Below are 18,297 nucleotides of genomic sequence, written 5' to 3'. Positions count from 1 at the left end.
ATCCAAATGAATTAGTTTGACGGCATGGGGTGTTTCACTTGTGTGTAATACGCCGGAAATCGCCGCCCTGAATGGGCGGCGACGGGCAAAAGAGGGGTCAGGCGGCAGGTAGCATCGATTTGACTTTGTCGCGTAATTGATCGATCGAGAACGGCTTGGCGATCACTTGCATGCCGGCCGGCACGTCAATGTTTTCCGCATAACCGCTGGCGAACAGAATCGGCAGGTCAGCACGCAGTTCGCGCACTTTGGCAGCCAGTTGCTTGCCGTCCATGTCCGGCAAGCCGACGTCGGTCATCATCAGGTCGATCACCTGGTCAGTGTTTTGCACCAGTGCCAGCGCTTCTTCAGCATCGCCGGCCTCCAGCACGTTGAATTCCAACTCCTCCAGGACGTCGACGATGAGCATGCGCACGATGGCATCGTCTTCGACGACAAGGATGGTGGAGGCGGTGGCGGACATAAAAAAATTCCCAAGAGTTGAAAGGATTGGCCGTGAGCGGTGGAAAGGCCATCCTCTAATGAGTCGCGGCGATCTCGGCAAGTTCCCTCACCGAGGTCGGTATTGTGCCGGTGTTGGGAAGGAATGTCCCGTATGAGTCTGTGGTCGGGGTTCTACCGGGCTCGCAAGGGACTGCGGCATCTCCAGGAATCGGATGATGCCGGTACTCCCCGCCAAACGTCAGGCGACACTTGAGGCCAATCTGGGGGAGGGGATTGATAGCGGGATGGCCACCAGGTCATGCACGCCGTTGATGCTGCCGACGGTGTTCATCAGGTTCAACTCACTGAAGTCCGAGACAGAATAGGTCAAGGTCCCCGGATTCGGACGGAATAATGCGCTCGTTGAACCGGTGCTCATTGCACTTTCCACACCGGCGCGCATAGACGCCTCGGACTTGAATGTTGCCAACCCGAAGTTGGGGTCGAAGTAGAACCATTCTTTGTCGCCGCCTTTGACGACAACGCCTGCGGTAATCCCATGTGTTGTATTACCTATCATCAGGCTGGTCGACGTGTTGGCATTCGCCAGTTGCTCGATGATTTGCGCCGCCGTCCGCTGCTGTTTGTATTGGCCTACATGAAAGTCATGCCTGAGCTTGGCCTGGAAACTTTGCATAGTCTTTTGAAAGGTCTGGGTGGCGGGATGCTCGGGATGAGCCATTACTGTGAAAAGATTCTCCAACAGCGTGGTTTGCTTGCCCTCCTGAATGGCATAGGCCATCGAGTTAGCAAACACCGCACACTGCCCACCCGAGATAGGACTGACTTGGCTGAGGTACAAACCTTGTGGCATCGGAACGAACGTTCCGCCTGCGGCCTTGATGTTATCGCCGAATTTTTTGGCCAGGGACAAGTTGAGCGTGATCGCGCGCTTTTCAACCTGTCGGTACAAACAACCCATTTGTTGCGTCGTCAACCCGCGTTGCAAAGCCAGCTCCTGGAGTTCAGGGACTCTCAACCCTTCCTCGTACCCCTTTATCGAGTCGGGCGTTCCGTACTTGTAACCCTGCTTGAAACTGTCCGCATCCAGCGCCTTGAGGTTTTCCATTTTGGTGTAGAACGTATTCGGCAGTTCTTCCAGGTCTTCGATGCGGCGAATCAGGCTTCCCAACTGTTGCGCACTTGGACCGGCTTGCAGTGAAAGTATCTTGAGCTGTTCAACGCTCAGGGATGTTGAGTACCCCGTAATCGATGGCGGTGTCTGGCTGTTATAACCACGGTTGAATCCTTCGGCATCCGTTTTCAATGCGCTCAACCGCAAGTCTTCGAATTCCTTTGCGAAATTGGGGTTGGGTTGGGTGCCGGGACGGGGGGAACTCCACCAACCGGTGAACCACTCGATGCTCCCCGACTCAGTCAACCCTTTGATTTCCCCCGCGGAGGCCGCGACAGAGGGCGTGAAGTTCTCCAGCGGGGCTCCGTAGGGTTGAGCCTTGATCGGGTCGTAGCGGTACCATTGTCCATCGTTGAACACTGCAGCCGTCTGGATCTTTGTATCGCCGACCTTATAGCTGCCTATTGCGGCTATGTCGTACTGATGGCTGAGGTTTTTCAGCAGCCCGTAACTGTCTGATGCGCCCCGCAGCACTTGTATGCCTTTCTCCAGTGCCCGAGGGCTTTTGCCCAGTAGCCTTGCGCCGCCAAATACCAGGTCGTCTGCGCCCCCCAGCGGGTTGAATGCACTGAGGGTCGCCGCTCCAATCACGCGCGCGCCCTTGGCCAGCTTTGTGGCAGCAGAGCCGGCGATCGCCCCCACCTTGACCAGCTTGGCCGCAGTTGCTGCGCCAGCGGTCAGGAACCCCAGGACATCCATCGTCAGATCGAGAGCGCCCGCCACATAGTTGCCGCTTATGAAATTGACAATGGCCGATCTAAGCGGGACCAGGTCCAGAAAGAAGTTGGCCGCGCGATCCTGTGCTTCGAACTGTTTATCCAGCTGCGTAGAGCCTTTGGCGGCTTTCACAACATCGGCGTTGTCGATATCCAAGTGCTCAACGAACGCATCGGCAATGTATTGGCTGCGGTCGCTGCTGAAGCTTTTAGGCGTGACTGAGGTGTCGCCAGTGTTTTCCTTTTGGCTCTCTTGGCGATAGCGGGACGGCCGAAACTCGGTTCGTTGAATGTGCCGTGAGCCTGGGCCGTAGTTTCTTTCACCGTAATTATTGCCGCTGTTCAACTTGGTAATAGTGCCTTGCTGGATGTCCACTTCATAAACAGACGACACGTCGTCGCGCTCGGTTTTTATCGAAAAGGTGGAGTATTTGTGGAGCAGTGTTTTGTCCGTGAGATTGAGTCTGTACTCCGACTCATGAAAGAAGCGCAGCTTTCCATATTCGAGGTCTTTGCGTTGCTCCAAGGGGAGTTTGGATATGAGGTGCCTGACGGTCGCACTCAAACCTTGCTTTCGCGAGACAATGGCCTCGTCGAATTGTTGCTTGAATGCCGCATTCACGCCGAGAACAGGATTTTTATTGATCTCGGCAAGGGGAATACGAGGGTCATCGGTCTTCCAGGTGTAATGACGGTTTTCCATCATCGCGATGTCCAGCATCGAAAAATACCCTTCTGGCCGCAAGTTCGGATCATAGAGCGGCATCGCGGTGGATTGATGGCCGGAGGTCTGCAGTTTCAACAGGGGGCGCTCAAACGGAATACCTTCACCAAAGCGCTCTTTCAGTTTGGCGAGGGCGATGTCCTTACGGCTGGGTATTTCAGTGTTGGATAAGGCTTGCGCGTCGATCTGTTCCGTAAATTCCTGGTTGTATTGGGCTCTCAACTCATCCAGTTCTTGGTCCGTGTACTGTTTGTCATCCTTTCTCTCGGTCAGGCCGTTGACCACCCCCCAATCGACCAGTGCGGTTTTCTGAGCGAGCTCGGTTACCGCTGGATCCAACTGGGTGGCCTTTTCGGCCTTGATCATGATTTCGTCGAAGCCCATGGTCGCCGCCGACCCGGGTGACTCGGCTTCCTGGATCGCCACCGCGATCTCCAGTCGGGTCCAGGCCGGGCTGCCATAAGTGACGTTGTCGGGAATGCCTTTTACCTGGAATGCAGGCGCTGCCTGCGCGAGTAATACCATTGCGGCAACCTTGGCCGTCTCCGGGCCAGCCAGGTCACGTTTAATCAAGCGTTTGACCAGCGCATCGACCACTGCCGACGGATGCAAGCCCCAATGATCCGATTGCGCCAGATCGAACCCGGCTACCTGGTTTCGCTGGGAGTCGGGAATGGTTTGGGGATTCAGCACCAGGTTGATCGCCGCCAGGGCGTAGTCATGGGGGCTGGTGTCTGTGTCGATACCCTTCATATGCACTTGCATCGCCCGACCAAACGCCAGCCCTCGGGGACCGTTCAGGATCGACTCCAACGCTTTGATGGGGTCTGCCTTGGCTTCACTCGATAGGGGGTTGTTGCCGTTGAGGAACTCAAGGATACCCAGGCTACCGGCCGTCTCGGGTGTGTTCGAGTGATCCTTGATGTATTGGAGAGCCGCTGCCTGCAGCGTTCGCTGATCGTCAGTATTCAAAGGTACAGGCCAGGACAGCGCCCCCCCGAAGTTCCCAAACGGGTTCGCCACCGCTCTCTCACTGACGGCATCCGCTAACGCGGTCAAGGAAAAATGGTTGGTAGGTAGACCCAGGCCGATGCCGCGGATGAAGCTCTCCAGTGTGACAAGGGTGTCAGGCTGCGTTGGAAAGGATGAATGCGGGTGGATGTCCATTGCTGTGGTCTTGAGTGCGTTCAAAACCGCCGGGGGAGACGCATTGTGTCCCAGTGTCCTGGCAATTTTGTGCAGCGCTTGCGACAGGGTATGCAGGTTGCGCGCATTGCCAATCAGGGTTTTGCTGGAGAGGTCGGCTGATGTGAGAGAAGTCGGTTGTGGCCCCGGGTTGGGCTGTTGTTCTGCGACGCTTTCGGACGAGGTGGGTTGGGACAGTCGATGGGGTTGACTGACCGCATGGGTGGGTGGGTTGAGGGCTGACGTGGACACCGCGTAGAGACTGGTCATGGCTGGATACCCTTTGAAGTTGGACGTTATCCGCGCATTTGCCTGCGCAAGGCTCCTTTTTCAAGGCGCCTCATTGGGTGCCATGTCCTGCGACCTGCGTTCCCGTGCCTCAGCCCTCTCTATGTAAGAAGCTATATCAATGTCCTGATTTGACGTGCAGCCATTCTTCAGATTGTTCCAAGGGTCACAAAGGCGGTAAAGGTCCGGTTGCAATAGGCGTGTTATAGAGCGCTTCGATGTCGGCACGGAAAACACTGTTTCTTTGCTGCCAGGCGTCATCGTGATCAAACACTCTGAACTCCAGACTGTTTGGATCGGTTCCGTGGGTTTTATAGGATGGCACCAGTTTCTTGTCGTTGAATACTTTTGTCAGGCCTGCCTCCATGGCGTTTGCGCTGGAGAAGGTCGCAAAGCCAAAGTTCGGGTCATAAAAATAGAAGACTTTTTCGCCACCGTTGACTTTAACCCCGGCAGCCATAGCGTGGCCCGGAGAGTCGATCATGATTGACTTGGAAACGGTGGCGTCGCCGAGTTCCTTGACCATGTTTTGATACGTCACTTGACGGTAGGTCTTGCCGGCATGGAAGGACGTTTGGCCGCCCACTTGTTTCTGCAGGGTTTTCAGTTTTTCCATGAACCTGATTGAAGCGGGGTCTTTGGGAAAGGCCGCTGCACGGTACATGTTACGCATCAACTCAAGTTCCTTTCCGTGCTCCACGGCGGTGGCCATGACGCGTGAAAGTGCTGCGCATTGTCCGTCAGACAGTTGCTTTGTCAGCGAGAAATAAACAACTTGTGGCAACGGCGTCACAGTCCCGAAACGCGGTTCCAGATTGTCGATAAAGCGGGCGCTGCCGACACGCCCCAGTTCGTATGCAAGGTCATCGTATCGCCTGACCAGACTACCGACCTGTTCTGCGGTCAAGCTTTTGTCCGAGCCCCGTATTATCAGATCCGCAATGGTTGAGGACTTGGAGATCCCCTTGATACCTCGCAGATTTCCAGCGTTGTATCCCGCTTCGAAGGCGGACGCTCCCGGGCCGGTTCTATGCCGTGCAACCGATGATGTCCATCTCTTGAAAGTGTCATCATCAATCGTTTTAGTCGAACCTGTCGCTGTCGCCCATTTGCCCATATTGTCTGCCTCCATGTGCGCGGAGGGTACAAAGTTCTCCAGCGGTGACCCGTAGGGGTTGTCGGGTCGTAGGGTTGTAGGCATACCATTGGTCCTTGATGAGGACCGCCTGGCCTTCAAGAATGTCGTCTTTACGTGTGAATGTGCCTACCGAGGCGGCGTCGAAGTGACGGCTTGCCGCGACCAGGTCGGAGCGCGCTTTTATGCCGCTCAAGCGTTTGAGTCCGGTGCTCACTGCGTTTGCACCTTTCCAGGCGCCCACTGCCAAGTCGCCCACGCCGTCCAGGGGGTTGAGCGCACTGATGGTTGCCATGCCGATGACTTTGGCTGAGCGTGCCACCTTGGTGGCAGCGGAAACGCCAGAGCCCGCGATCTTGACCACCTTGCCGCCGACTCCCGCGCCGGCCGTCACGATGCCGAACAGGTCGATGGCCAGGTCGAACAAGCCTGCCCCGATATCGCCTCTACGAAAATTATTGATCGCCGAGCGAAAGGGGATCAGGTCCAGGATAAACTCGGTGACGGCTTCACCGCGCCTGCGATTGCGGTCGGCAGTGGTAACGCCGCGAGCCTGTTGCTTGATTGCATCGTCATCCAGATCGACATGTTGCACGAATGCGTTGGCGATCAGGCCGGTGCGTTCTGAGCTGAAGCTGTTTGGCGGGCGTTGAGTCGGGTGCTTTTGCTCTGCACGGCGTGTGGCATCGTCCCCGTTGGGGGTAAAGGCTTTTGTGTCGTGCACAACATTCGCCTCGCGGTGGCTCTCAGGGCTTGCCCGCGATAAATGGACAGCGTCTATCGTGCCTCTGTTAAAGCTGATCGCGTACGCCTTGGTCATGCGGTTACGCTCGACCCGGACCAGCAGTTCTTCATTCTTCGGTTGCGGTGTTGACCCGGTAAACCCCGGCCCCAAGGTGCGTGAATGTTCCTGGAAGAAGCTTATCTTGCCGTACTCGAGGTCTTCGCGGACCTCCAGGGGCGCCTGGCTGATCAAGTGCTTGATGTAGGTGCTGATCGCAGCCTTTTTTTCTTGAATGGCATGGGTGAATTGTGATTCAAAAGCGTCGGCTACTCCAAAATGGGGGTTGGCCTGCAAGGCGGCCAATGGAACACGTGTGTCTTTCGAGGTAAGTACCAGATCGGCTCGCGGCAACTTCATCATGGCGATGTCCAGCATCGAGTGAGGCCCGACCTCGACCGTTCGATAACCAACGTCTCCACCCGCCGCGGTTTCCTTGCGGCTGATATGAATCAGTTTTTGCTCGAACAGGGCTTCTTGCCCGGGGAAGCGTTTTTTCAGTTCGATCAGGGCCATCTCTTTGCGCGATGGAATGTCTGCGTCCAGTGCTTGGCTCGCGGTACTGGTCAGCGCTTTGCGTGTGTTGAACTCAAGGAGCAGGGCATCAAGTTCGTCAGCGCTGTAGAGATGATCATCTTTCTTGGGCAGTACCCCATTGATCACCCCCCAATCCACCAGGGCTTCACGTTGCGCACGTTGGGTCAAGGCCGGATCCGCCGCGATGACGCTGGGAGCTGCCAGCATGACTTCGGCAAAGGTCATGTTCGCGACCTTGCCAGGGGTGAGTCCTTCAATGATGGCGGCGATTATCGACACCTCCACCCACGCTGGGCTGCCGTAGGTAACGGAGGCCGGAATATCCTTGATCCCAAAGGCGGGTACGCGGCCAGGCAGCAGTACACTCGAAGCGACACCCGCCATGGCCGCGCTGGTCCTTTTTCCGGTGACCAGATACTGTTCGAACGACTTGAGGACTGTGGACACCGGCTTGCCCCAGTGCTTGTCACTCATCATATCGAAGCCTGCGATCATGTTGCGGCGTGTTTCCGTGATGGACTCAGGGTCCAGTTGCAAGGCCACGGCGGCGAGCAGGTAGTCCATCGTGCTGCTGTCGGTGGCGACACCCCGCATGGTTTTCTGCAGCGTTTCGCCGAGCAATTGTCCTTCGGGTGAACTGAGCAGCGCGTCCCGTGCCGTGGCCGGGTCCTTCAGCGCCCCGGCGGGAAGCGCTGTGCGGCTGCGCAAGAACTCCAGTAACAGGCCATTGGTCTGCATCACGAGTGGATACTGTCCCTGGGGATCGCCATGGCTCATGGTGATGAGGCGAATGCGTCGTTTGTCATCTGCGCTCGGCGGGACGAGCCAGGACAGCGCGCCGGTCATATTGCCCAAAGGATGCACCTGGCCGCGGTCGGTGACGGCGGCCGCGAGGCCGGTGAGTGCAAAGTGACTGTCGGGCGGTGGCAAGCCGAGGTTATTGATGAATGTTTCAAGGGCGACGCGGCCGCCGGCGTCCTGGGCGTAGCGCGTATCGGGATGAATCACCATCGATGTTGTCTTCAGCGCTGCCAGTACCGCAGGAGCCGATGTGTCCGCGCCAAGTTGTTTGGCCAGTTTATTCAGTGCAACACCCAGGGTGATCAGGTTGTGTTTGTCGGCCAGGGCGCTCTTGAGATCAGGCTTTTCATGGTTTGCATTGGCGTCAGTGATGGGCGTGGGTGGCTTATCAGCCACTAGGACGGGAGGCCTCGGGGTTACGCGTGGTTGGGGCTGAGCGGAAATTGTCATCTGTGGGCACCTGTATTGAAAGGAAGGAGCGCCTTCGTGGTAGAGCCTCCCTGTTCTCAAGACGCCTCACTACGTGGAACAGATGCTCTTCGACGTTCCGGTGCCTGACGCGAGGATGTGTGAAAATGTACGACGCCCGCCTGATGCAAGGGATTGGCTGAGCGGCTCTTTTCCATGGTGGCGGTCATCCTTTTCATCGTTATGCGGTAGAAAAATGGCGTTCCTGTACGACTTTGGGGCAAACTTCCGGTTTTTTACACACTTGGCCAAGGCATGCCCATGACTCCCGCTTCGTCCGTCGATGAAAAGAGCTTTCGTAATCTGCTGAGCCGAAACGTTGCATTGCCCCTGGGTGTGGGCGTGCTCAGCGCGGTGTTTTTCGTGTGCCTGATCACTTATCTGTTGTCGGTGATCCAATGGGTTGAACACACCGACCGGGTTATCAATAACCTCAATGAATCGTCCAAGCTGACCGTGGACCTGGAAACCGGCATGCGCGGTTTCCTGATTACCGGCGACGAGCATTTCCTCGACCCGTACGAAGTGGCCAAGCCGCGCATCATCGCCGACCTGCGTAACCTGCAGGAGCTGGTGGCGGACAACCCGCAGCAGGTGGATCGCCTCAAGCGCCTGGAAGCCCTGCAGGCCGAGTGGAACAACTACGCCCAATCGATGATTGATATGCAGCGCACCAGTGGTGACTACCGCAGCGCAGTCAAGGCTGGCCGCGGCAAGCGCCTGACCGATGAAATCCGCAAGGAATACGACGACGCGGTGGCGATGGAGCAGCAGTTTCGCATTACCCGCAATGAAGACGTCACCCGCACCACGGTGATCAGCGTCACCCTGTACTTGGCCTTTGTACTGGGCTTGAGTGGCTTCCTGGCCTACATCGGTCGTAAAAATCTTGTTTCATTATCAGATAGTTACAGTGCAAACCTCGCGTCCCAGCAGAAGATTGCGCGACGCCTTGAGCAACAAGCCTGGTTGCGAAACGGCCAGACCGAACTGGCCGAACAGGTACTCGGCCAACTGACCCTGAATATGCTCGGGCGCAATATCCTGCAGTTCTTTGCCCAGTACATGGGCTCGGCTGTTGCCGCGCTGTATGTGCGTGAAGAACACGGCGGCCTCAAGCGCGTGGCCACTTATGGTTTCTCCCGCGAACAGGAACAGCGGGAACAAGCGATCTACAGTGACGAAGGTATCGTCGGCCAGGCGGCCCAGCTGGATCGCCTGATTCGCCTGGATGATGTGCCGGTGGATTACTTCAAGGTCAGCTCCGGCCTGGGTGAAGGGCCGACGCGCAGCGTACTGGTCATGCCCACCAGTGATGATGATCGGGTCAATGGCGTGGTCGAACTGGGCTTCCTGCGCCCGCTGGAAGAGCGTGACGAAGAGCTGCTGGAGTTGATCGCCGGCAATATCGGCACCTCCATCGAAGCCGCACGTTACCGTCAGCGCCTGCAGGAAGTGCTGGCCGAGACCCAGCAGCTCAACGAAGAGCTGCAAGTGCAGCAGGAAGAACTCAAGACCGCCAACGAAGAGCTGGAAGAGCAGTCGCGCATCCTCAAGGAGTCCCAGGCCCACCTGGAAACCCAGCAGGCCGAACTGGAGCAGACCAACGAGCAACTGGCCGAGCAGACCGAGACCCTGGCCGAACAACGCGACGCCATGGACCGCAAGAACATCGAGCTCAACCAGGCCCAGCTCGAACTGGAGGACCGCGCCGAAGAATTGCAGCGCTCCAGCAAGTACAAGTCCGAATTCCTCGCCAACATGTCCCACGAGCTGCGCACGCCGCTGAATAGCTCGTTGATCCTGGCCAAGTTGCTGGCCGAGAACCCCCAGGAAAACCTCAGCGCCGAACAGGTCAAGTTTGCCGAATCGATCTATTCCGCCGGCAATGACCTGCTCAACCTGATCAACGACATCCTGGATATTTCCAAGGTGGAGGCCGGCAAGCTGGAGATGCGCCCGGAAAACTCCAGCGTGGCACGGCTTGTCGACGGCCTGCGCGGCATGTTCGAGCCGCTGGCGGCTGATCGCAAGCTCGGCTTCCAGGTAGAGGTGCAGGAAGGCACGCCGACTATGCTGTATACCGACCGCCAGCGCCTGGAGCAGATCCTCAAGAACCTGCTGTCCAACGCGGTCAAGTTCACCGAACAGGGCGAGGTCAGCCTGTCGGTGTCGCGTGCATCGGAGGAGGGGATTGCCTTTACCGTGCGCGACTCCGGCATCGGCATTGCGCCGGACCAGCAGGAAAGCATCTTCGAAGCGTTCCGCCAGGCCGACGGCACCACCAATCGCCGCTACGGCGGCACCGGCTTGGGCCTGTCGATTTCCCGTGACCTGGCGGCCCTGCTGGGTGGCTATATCAGCGTGACCAGTGCCCCAGGCAAAGGCAGCACCTTTACGCTGGTACTGCCGGAACATTATGCAGAGCCGGGGGAAGACGTGGCACCGATCGAGCAGCCGCGCCAAGTGGTGGTGGCGCCGGCACCGGCTCCGGCCAAGGTGTCGCCGCTGCCGGTGGCCGATGCCAGCCTGATCCCGCGCTTCGCCGATGACCGTGACAAGGCTCCGTTCACCACGCGCTGCATCCTGGTGGTGGAAGACGAACCGAACTTCGCCCGCATCCTGTTCGACCTGGCCCATGAGCTGGGCTACCACTGCCTGGTGGCCCATGGCGCGGACGAGGGCTACAGCCTGGCCGAGGAATATGTACCCGACGCCATCCTGCTGGATATGCGCCTGCCGGACCATTCCGGGTTGACTGTGCTGCAACGCCTCAAGGAACACGCCAATACCCGGCACATCCCGGTGCATGTGATTTCCGTGGAAGACCGCGTCGAAGCCGCCATGCACATGGGCGCCATCGGCTATGCGGTCAAACCCACCACCCGTGAAGAGTTAAAAGACGTGTTCGCGCGCCTGGAAGCCAAGCTGACCCAGAAGGTCAAGCGTGTGTTGCTGGTGGAGGACGATGACCTGCAACGCGATAGCATTGCCCGCCTGATCGGCGACGATGACATTGAGATAACCGACGTTGGCTATGCCCAGGCCGCCCTGGACCTGCTGCGCACCAACGTCTACGACTGCATGATCATCGACCTCAAGCTGCCGGACATGCTCGGCAACGAGCTGCTCAAGCGCATGGCCACCGAGGACATCTGCTCGTTCCCGCCGGTGATCGTCTACACCGGGCGCAACCTGACCCGCGATGAAGAAGCCGAACTGCGCAAGTATTCGCGCTCGATCATCATCAAGGGCGCCCGCTCGCCGGAGCGCCTGCTGGATGAGGTCACACTCTTTCTGCACAAAGTCGAATCCCAGCTGTCCCATGATCGCCAGAAGATGCTCAAGACCGCTCGCAGCCGCGACAAGGTCTTCGAGGGGCGCAAGATCCTGCTGGTGGACGACGATGTGCGCAACATCTTCGCCCTGACCAGCGCCCTGGAGCACAAAGGCGCTGTGGTGGTGATCGGACGTAACGGCCGTGAAGCCATCGACAAACTCAATGAGGTCGAGGATGTCGACCTGGTGCTGATGGACGTGATGATGCCGGAAATGGACGGTTACGAGGCCACTGCCTTGATCCGCCAGGACCCGCGCTGGAAAAAGCTGCCGATCATCGCGGTGACGGCCAAGGCCATGAAAGACGATCAGGAGCGCTGCCTCGCGGCCGGCTCCAACGATTACCTGGCCAAGCCGATCGACCTGGATCGCCTGTTCTCACTGATTCGTGTGTGGCTACCGAAGATGGAACGCATTTAAGTGGAGCGAAGTTTCTTGGAAAAAAGCAGCGATATTGAGCTGCGCCTGTTGATCGAGGCGATTTACCTCAAGTACAGCTACGACTTCCGGGATTACTCCGGGGCGTCGGTCAAGCGCCGTGTGGCTCATGCCTTGCGTCAGTTTGATTGCGCGACCATTTCCGCCTTGCAGGAACGCGTGCTCCATGACCCGGCGGCATTCATGCAGTTGCTGCAGTTCCTGACGATCCCGGTGAGCGAGATGTTTCGCGACCCGTCGCACTTCCTCGCGATCCGCCAGGAAGTGGTGCCGCTGCTCAAGACCTACCCGTCGATCAAGATCTGGATCGCCGGCTGCAGCACCGGCGAGGAGGTGTACTCCATGGCCATCCTGCTGCGCGAAGAAGGGTTGCTGGAGCGTACGATCATCTACGCCACCGACATCAACCCGACGTCGTTGGACAAGGCCAAGCAGGGCATCTTTTCCCTGGAGAACGTGCGCGCCTATACCGCCAACTATCAGCAGGCCGGTGGCCAACGTTCATTTGCCGACTACTACACCGCAGCTTACGATTACGCAATCTTCGATAAAACGCTGCGTGAGAATGTGACCTTCGCCGATCACAGCCTGGCAACCGATAGTGTATTCTCAGAAACTCAATTAATTTCGTGCCGTAACGTACTGATTTATTTCAATAAAAAGTTGCAAGATCGAGCATTTGGATTGTTCCATGAGTCGCTGTGTCATCGCGGTTTCCTGGTGCTGGGCAGCAAGGAGACCCTGGACTTCTCCGCGTATGGCAAGCAATTCGAACCGCTGGTCAAACAGGAACGGATCTACCGAAAGCTATGAATCAAGAGGCTGCCAGCCCGGCACAGGTCCGGGGCATAGAGGCTATTGTCATCGGCGCCTCCGCCGGTGGCGTAGAGGCGTTGCTGACGGTATTTGCCCAATTGCCTGCAGACTTCGGCCTGCCGATCATCACCGTGCTGCACCTGCCCGACGAGCGCCGCAGCCAGTTGGCCGAGGTGTTTGATCGCCGCGTTGCCATGCCGGTGGTGGAGGCGCGCGATAAGGAAGTGCTCAAGCCCGGCACGCTGTACTTCGCCGGGCCTGGTTATCACCTGTCGGTGGAGCATGATCGCAGCCTGTCCCTGAGTCAGGAGGACCGCGTGCACCATTCGCGCCCGGCAATCGACTTCCTGTTTCAATCCGCCGCCGATGCCTACGGCACGGGCCTGCTCGCCATCCTCTTGACCGGCGCCAACCAGGACGGCGCCCGTGGCCTGGCCCACGTCAAGCAGCAGGGCGGAACCACTGTGGTGCAAGAACCCACTGAAGCACGTGTCGCCGTCATGCCCCGTGCGGCCCTGGCACTGCACACACCCGATCACATTCTGACGTTGAGCCGTATTGGCTCACTGCTGGCTTCGCTGGAATATTCCCCATGTTAAGTACTGTCCAGGCCAAACTGCTGATCGTCGACGATCTGCCGGAAAACCTGCTGGCCCTTGAAGCGCTGATCAAGCGCGAGGACCGCCAGGTGTTCAAGGCATTGAGCGCCGATGAGGCCTTGTCCCTGTTGCTGGAGCACGAATTCGCCATGGCGATCCTCGACGTGCAGATGCCCGGCATGAACGGGTTCGAGCTGGCCGAATTGATGCGCGGTACCGAGAAAACCAGGAACATCCCGATTGTGTTTGTCAGCGCCGCCGGCCGCGAACTCAATTATGCTTTCAAAGGCTACGAAAGCGGCGCCGTGGACTTCCTGCACAAACCGCTGGATATCCATGCGGTGAAGAGCAAGGTCAATGTGTTCGTCGACCTGTACCGCCAGAGCAAGGCCATGAAGCTGCAGGTCGAAGCCCTGGAGCGCAGCCGTCGCGAGCAGGAACTGCTGCTGACGCGTCTGCAGGCCACCCAGGCCGAGCTGGAGCAGGCGGTGCGCATGCGTGACGATTTCATGTCGATCGTCGCCCACGAAGTGCGTACGCCGCTCAATGGGCTGATCCTCGAAACCCAGTTGCGCAAGATGCACCTGGCCCGGGACAACGCCGCCGCGTTCACCCTGGACAAGATGCACGCCATGGTCGACCGTGACGAGCGCCAGATCCAGAGCCTGATCCGCCTGATCGAAGACATGCTCGACGTGTCGCGCATCCGCACCGGCAAACTGTCGATCCGCCCGGCGCGGTTTGACCTGACGCAGCTTGTCAGCAGCCTGGTGCAGAACTTCGCGCCCCAGGTAGCGGCGGCGGATTCATCCATGACGCTGGTTGCCGACGGCCCGGTAGAGGGGCACTGGGATGAGTTCCGTATCGAGCAAGTGGTCACTAACCTATTGACCAATGCCCTGCGCTACGGGGCCAAGAGCCCGGTGGAAGTGCGCGTGTACAGCGAGCATGACGAAGCCCGCGTAGAGGTGCGCGATCACGGAATCGGGATCAGCGAAGACAACCAGAAGCGTATTTTCCAGCAATTCGAGCGGGTGTCCGCCAGCCAGGTCGCAGCGGGCCTGGGCCTGGGGCTGTTTATTTCCGAACAGATCGTGGCGGCCCATGGCGGCACCATCGAAGTCGAGAGCCGGATAGGCGAGGGCGCCTTGTTCAGGGTGTGCCTGCCCCTGCAGGCGACGGCATGAATTCAATCGTCACCTCGACGCAACCTCTGCGTGACCCCATGGTCGTAATTGCAGCTATTGACCGGACAAAGGCTTCCCATGAGTGAAGATGCACAAGATGTCGTTCTGATCGTCGAGGACGACGAATCCATTATGTTTGTGCTGGGTGAATACCTGGCCGGCCTGGGCTATCGGGTGTTAAAGGCGATTGATGGGGAGCAGGCCTTCGAAATCCTGGCCACCAAGCCTCACCTGGACCTGATGGTCACCGATTACCGCTTGCCGGGAGGGATCTCTGGTGTGCAGATCGCCGAGCCAGCGCTGCTGTTGCGGCCGGAGCTGAAGGTGATCTTTATCAGCGGATACCCGCAGGAAATCCTCGACTGCAACAGCCCGATTACGCGCAACGCGCCGATCCTGGCCAAGCCGTTTGATCTGGATACGCTGCAAGAGCATATCCAGCGGTTGCTGGCGTGAAACGCTGAAGGGCTGCTTCCTTGCAGCCCTAATCCCTGATCATTTCCCGTACTTTTGCCGTCAACAGATCGAAAGTGAACGGCTTGGTAATCAGTTGCATACCCGGGTCCAGGAACCCGCCCCGCACCGCCGCATGTTCGGCATACCCCGTGATAAAAAGCACCTTCAGTTCGGGGCGGATCTGTCTGCCGATTTCCGCCAATTGACGACCATTCATACCGGGCAGGCCAACGTCGCTGATCATCAGGTCGATGCGCTGTTCCGACTCGATAATAGGCACGGCGGTATTGGCGTCGACAGCTTCCACAAACCCATAGCCCAACTCCTTGAGCACCGCGCTGACCAGCACCCGCACGGCGGGGTCGTCTTCGACGATCAGCACGGTTTCACCGGCATTGGCGAACGGCAGCAACGCCGGATCCACCACGGCATCGGCGACAACCTCACCGACAAACCGTGGCAGGAACAGGCTCACCGTGGTGCCTTTTCCCACTTCACTGTGGATGGTCACATGCCCATGGGACTGGCGGGCAAAGCCATAGATCATCGAAAGCCCAAGGCCCGTACCCTGGCCGATGGGCTTGGTGGTGAAAAACGGGTCGAACACGCGGCCCATCACGTTTTCCGGGATGCCACAGCCGGTGTCGCTGACGCTCAACTCAACATAGTCACCCGGTTTCAAGGTGCCGTAGGCGGCGGTGAACACGCTGTCGAGGTGACGGTTGGTGGTCTCCACGGACAGGCTGCCACCACCGGGCATGGCGTCGCGGGCATTGATGACCAGATTGAGCAGGGCGCTTTCCAACTGGTTGGGATCGGCCTCGGCCGTCCATAGGGCGTCCGCCAGGCGCATGTCCAGGTGGATGCTTTCGTTGATGCTGCGTTGCAACAGTTCGCCCATCGAGGTCACCAGTCGGTTGATCTCCACGGGTTTGGAATCGAGGGATTGGCGGCGGGAAAAAGCCAGCAGGCGGTGGGTGAGGCCGGCGGCCCGGTTGGCCGAAGTCACGCCCAGGTCAATCAGGCTGTCGAGATCGTCCAACTTGCCTCGGGACACACGCCTGCGCAGCAGCTCCAGGCTGCCGATGATGCCGGTGAGCATATTGTTGAAGTCATGGGCGATACCGCCGGTCAACTGGCCGACCGCTTCCATTTTCTGTGATTGGCGCAGTGCCTCTTCGTTGCTGCGCAGTTGGGCGGTACGTTCCTCGACTTGCTGTTCAAGAGTTTCCAGCGTGCGTTGCAGGCGCAGTTCACTTTCGCTGAGATCGATCAGGCGGTCGCGGGCTTCGTATTGCCGGCGGCGGCCGCGCAGGGCGGCGCTGACCAGGCTGATCAGGGTCACCGGATGGAACGGCCGCTCCAGGAAGGTCACGTTGCCGAGCATGCCGCTCAGGTGGGATGAGCCATTCTGCTCGCTGCCGCCATGGTGGGTCATCAGTACGATGGGTAGATCCGACCATGCCGGCTGTTGATGCAGGTACTCCAGCAATGGTTCCAGGTCCACCCCGCGCAGAGCCTCCGCGGCAATGATCAGCAGCCCGGCACCGTCTTCCAGCGCCTCGCACAAGGCCCCCAGGTTGCTGGCGACGATGCCGCTGTAGCCTGCTTCGTTAAGCATCATCAGCGCCAACGAGCCGTCACGGCCCATCGGCGCCAATACAATTGCCCGCTCGGACACTGGAGAGAGGCCCGTCACGCGTCCTCATCCTTGAGTAGGGGCGAGCCGGCGCCCATGTAGGTCGGGATGCCGCGCAGTACGCCCTGGAAGTTATCCAGCGGTTCGCCGACGGTCATGCCCTGGCTGCCGATCCGGTATTCGCGAATAGTGGCCTCATGGGAGCCGGTGCGTTTCTTGATGATTGAAATCGCCCGGCGCACCTTGCCCAATGCCTCGAAGTAACGCAGCAGAATGACAGTATCCGCCAGGTAAGTGATGTCGACGGGGGTCTGCATATCGCCGACCAGTCCGTGTTGCGCGACGGTCATGAACGTCGCCGCGCCCCGGCGGTTGAGGTACAGCAGTAACTCGTGCATGTGCAGGATCAACGCGTTTTCTTCGGGCATGGCCGCCTGGTAGCCGTTGATACTGTCGATGACCACGGTCTTGATCCCGCGCTCATCCACGCAGCGTCGCACCCGATGTGAAAACTCGCCCGGCGACAGCTCGGCAGCATCAACCTGTTCGATCAGCAAGTTACCGGTTTCCTGCAGGGCCGCCAGGTCGATACCCATGTTCTTCATGCGTTCGAACAACAGACCCAGCTCTTCATCGAAGATAAACAGCGCGGCTTTCTCACCCCGTGCCACGGCGGCGGCGGCGAAAATCATCGAGATCAACGATTTGCCGGTACCGGCCGGGCCGAGGATCAGACTGCTGGAGCCGGTCTCGACGCCGCCGCCCATGAGGGCGTCCAATTCCTTGATGCCACTGCTCAAAGTATCGCGTTGATAGCCGCCGCGATGCTCAGCCGCCACCAGGCGCGGGAACACATGGACGCCGTCCTGCATGATGGTGAAGTCGTGGAAGCCGCCACGGTATTTCTGGCCGCGGTACTTCACCACCCGTACACGCCGGCGTTCGGCGCCGTAGTTGGGGGTCAGCTCTTCGAGGCGGATAACACCATGGGCCACACTGTGCACGGTCTTGTCGAGGGACTCGGTGGTCAAGTCGTCCAGCAGCAGGACAGTAGCGTCGTAGCGCACAAAATAGTGTTTGATCGCCAGGATCTGCCGGCGATAACGCAGGGAGCTTTGCGCAAGCAGGCGGATTTCCGAGAGGCTGTCGATCACTACCCGGGTGGGCTTGACCCGTTCCACCACTTCGAAGATTTGTCGTGTGGCTTCGCCCAGTTCGAGGTCGGAGGAGTACAGCAGGCTCTGCTGGTGGTCAGCGTTGAGCAGACTCTCCGGTGGCGTCAGTTCGAAGATATGAATGTTCTCATCCAGGTCCCAGCCGTGGGACTTGGCGCCTTGCCGTAATTCGCGTTCGGTTTCCGACAGGGTGATGTACAGCGATCGCTCGCCGTTGCGGGCGCCAGCCTGCAGGAAATGCAGGGCGACCGTGGTTTTACCGGTGCCGGGCTCACCTTCCAGCAGGAACAGGTGGCTGCGCGAGAGCCCTCCGGCAAGAATGTCATCAAGACCTTCAATGCCGATGACCGCTTTTTCGGATAATTGCGCTTTGGATGTAGACAAGAAGTTCCCTC

At 58.7% G+C, this 18,297-nt stretch carries 11 protein-coding genes; 5 read left to right on the top strand and 6 right to left on the bottom strand.

From position 1 onward, the window contains the following. Positions 1-97: 97 nt before the first annotated feature. The 4 genes from BLR69_RS06135 to BLR69_RS06120 form a co-directional block, all read right to left on the bottom strand. Positions 98-463, bottom strand: coding sequence for a response regulator (locus BLR69_RS06135; protein ID WP_071495596.1), 366 nt, complete (start codon positions 461-463; stop codon positions 98-100). 219 nt (positions 464-682) lie between these two features. Further along, positions 683-4,513: a hypothetical protein gene (locus tag BLR69_RS06130; RefSeq protein ID WP_134434910.1), complete on the bottom strand. Its 3,831-nt coding sequence runs from the start codon at positions 4,511-4,513 to the stop codon at positions 683-685. A gap of 184 nt (positions 4,514-4,697) precedes the next feature. After that, positions 4,698-5,438 carry a YopT-type cysteine protease domain-containing protein gene (locus BLR69_RS06125; RefSeq protein ID WP_169716624.1) on the bottom strand — a complete coding sequence of 247 codons (741 nt, stop codon included), beginning with the start codon at positions 5,436-5,438 and terminating at the stop codon, positions 4,698-4,700. Between the two features lie 175 nt (positions 5,439-5,613). Next, on the bottom strand, positions 5,614-8,181 hold the full coding sequence (locus BLR69_RS06120) for a hypothetical protein (RefSeq protein WP_071495599.1): 2,568 nt from the start codon (positions 8,179-8,181) through the stop codon (positions 5,614-5,616). Between the two features lie 333 nt (positions 8,182-8,514). Here BLR69_RS06120 and BLR69_RS06115 point away from each other — a divergent pair, with 333 nt between their 5' ends. The 5 genes from BLR69_RS06115 to BLR69_RS06095 all read left to right on the top strand — a co-directional run bounded on the left by BLR69_RS06115 (position 8,515) and on the right by BLR69_RS06095 (position 15,088). Beyond that, the gene (locus BLR69_RS06115; RefSeq protein WP_071495600.1) at positions 8,515-12,012 is read left to right on the top strand and encodes a response regulator; all 3,498 of its coding nucleotides are present in this window, start codon (positions 8,515-8,517) and stop codon (positions 12,010-12,012) included. Further along, positions 12,013-12,843, top strand: coding sequence for a CheR family methyltransferase (locus tag BLR69_RS06110; protein ID WP_371858617.1), 831 nt, complete (start codon positions 12,013-12,015; stop codon positions 12,841-12,843). Next, positions 12,840-13,445 carry a chemotaxis protein CheB gene (locus BLR69_RS06105; protein ID WP_071495601.1) on the top strand — a complete coding sequence of 202 codons (606 nt, stop codon included), beginning with the start codon at positions 12,840-12,842 and terminating at the stop codon, positions 13,443-13,445. Before BLR69_RS06110 ends, BLR69_RS06105 begins: the two co-directional genes overlap by 4 nt. Next, positions 13,439-14,632, top strand: a complete 1,194-nt coding sequence (locus tag BLR69_RS06100; RefSeq protein WP_071495602.1) for a hybrid sensor histidine kinase/response regulator — start codon at positions 13,439-13,441, stop codon at positions 14,630-14,632. Before BLR69_RS06105 ends, BLR69_RS06100 begins: the two co-directional genes overlap by 7 nt. Before the next feature lie 78 nt (positions 14,633-14,710). Further along, positions 14,711-15,088, top strand: a complete 378-nt coding sequence (locus tag BLR69_RS06095) for a response regulator (protein ID WP_071488289.1) — start codon at positions 14,711-14,713, stop codon at positions 15,086-15,088. Between the two features lie 28 nt (positions 15,089-15,116). Here the strand turns inward: BLR69_RS06095 and BLR69_RS06090 are convergent, their stop codons facing one another. Together BLR69_RS06090 and BLR69_RS06085 are read right to left on the bottom strand one after the other, a co-directional pair. Then, positions 15,117-16,787, bottom strand: a complete 1,671-nt coding sequence (locus BLR69_RS06090; RefSeq protein WP_071495603.1) for an ATP-binding protein — start codon at positions 16,785-16,787, stop codon at positions 15,117-15,119. Next, positions 16,784-18,286 carry an ATPase domain-containing protein gene (locus BLR69_RS06085; protein WP_071495604.1) on the bottom strand — a complete coding sequence of 501 codons (1,503 nt, stop codon included), beginning with the start codon at positions 18,284-18,286 and terminating at the stop codon, positions 16,784-16,786. Before BLR69_RS06085 ends, BLR69_RS06090 begins: the two co-directional genes overlap by 4 nt. Between the last annotated feature and the right edge of the window lie 11 nt (positions 18,287-18,297).

Source organism: Pseudomonas azotoformans (assembly GCF_900103345.1).
GTDB classification, from domain to species: domain Bacteria; phylum Pseudomonadota; class Gammaproteobacteria; order Pseudomonadales; family Pseudomonadaceae; genus Aquipseudomonas; species Aquipseudomonas azotoformans.
This window is presented reverse-complemented; position numbering and strand designations above follow the sequence as displayed.

What these genes read in the sequence shown, in the direction of transcription:
- BLR69_RS06130 (WP_134434910.1), bottom strand. Translation starts at nt 4,513, where the DNA reads ATGACCAGTCTCTACGCGGTGTCCACGTCAGCCCTCAACCCACCCACC.
- BLR69_RS06095 (WP_071488289.1), top strand. Translation starts at nt 14,711, where the DNA reads ATGAGTGAAGATGCACAAGATGTCGTTCTGATCGTCGAGGACGACGAA.
- BLR69_RS06135 (WP_071495596.1), bottom strand. Translation starts at nt 463, where the DNA reads ATGTCCGCCACCGCCTCCACCATCCTTGTCGTCGAAGACGATGCCATC.
- BLR69_RS06115 (WP_071495600.1), top strand. Translation starts at nt 8,515, where the DNA reads ATGACTCCCGCTTCGTCCGTCGATGAAAAGAGCTTTCGTAATCTGCTG.
- BLR69_RS06105 (WP_071495601.1), top strand. Translation starts at nt 12,840, where the DNA reads ATGAATCAAGAGGCTGCCAGCCCGGCACAGGTCCGGGGCATAGAGGCT.
- BLR69_RS06100 (WP_071495602.1), top strand. Translation starts at nt 13,439, where the DNA reads ATGTTAAGTACTGTCCAGGCCAAACTGCTGATCGTCGACGATCTGCCG.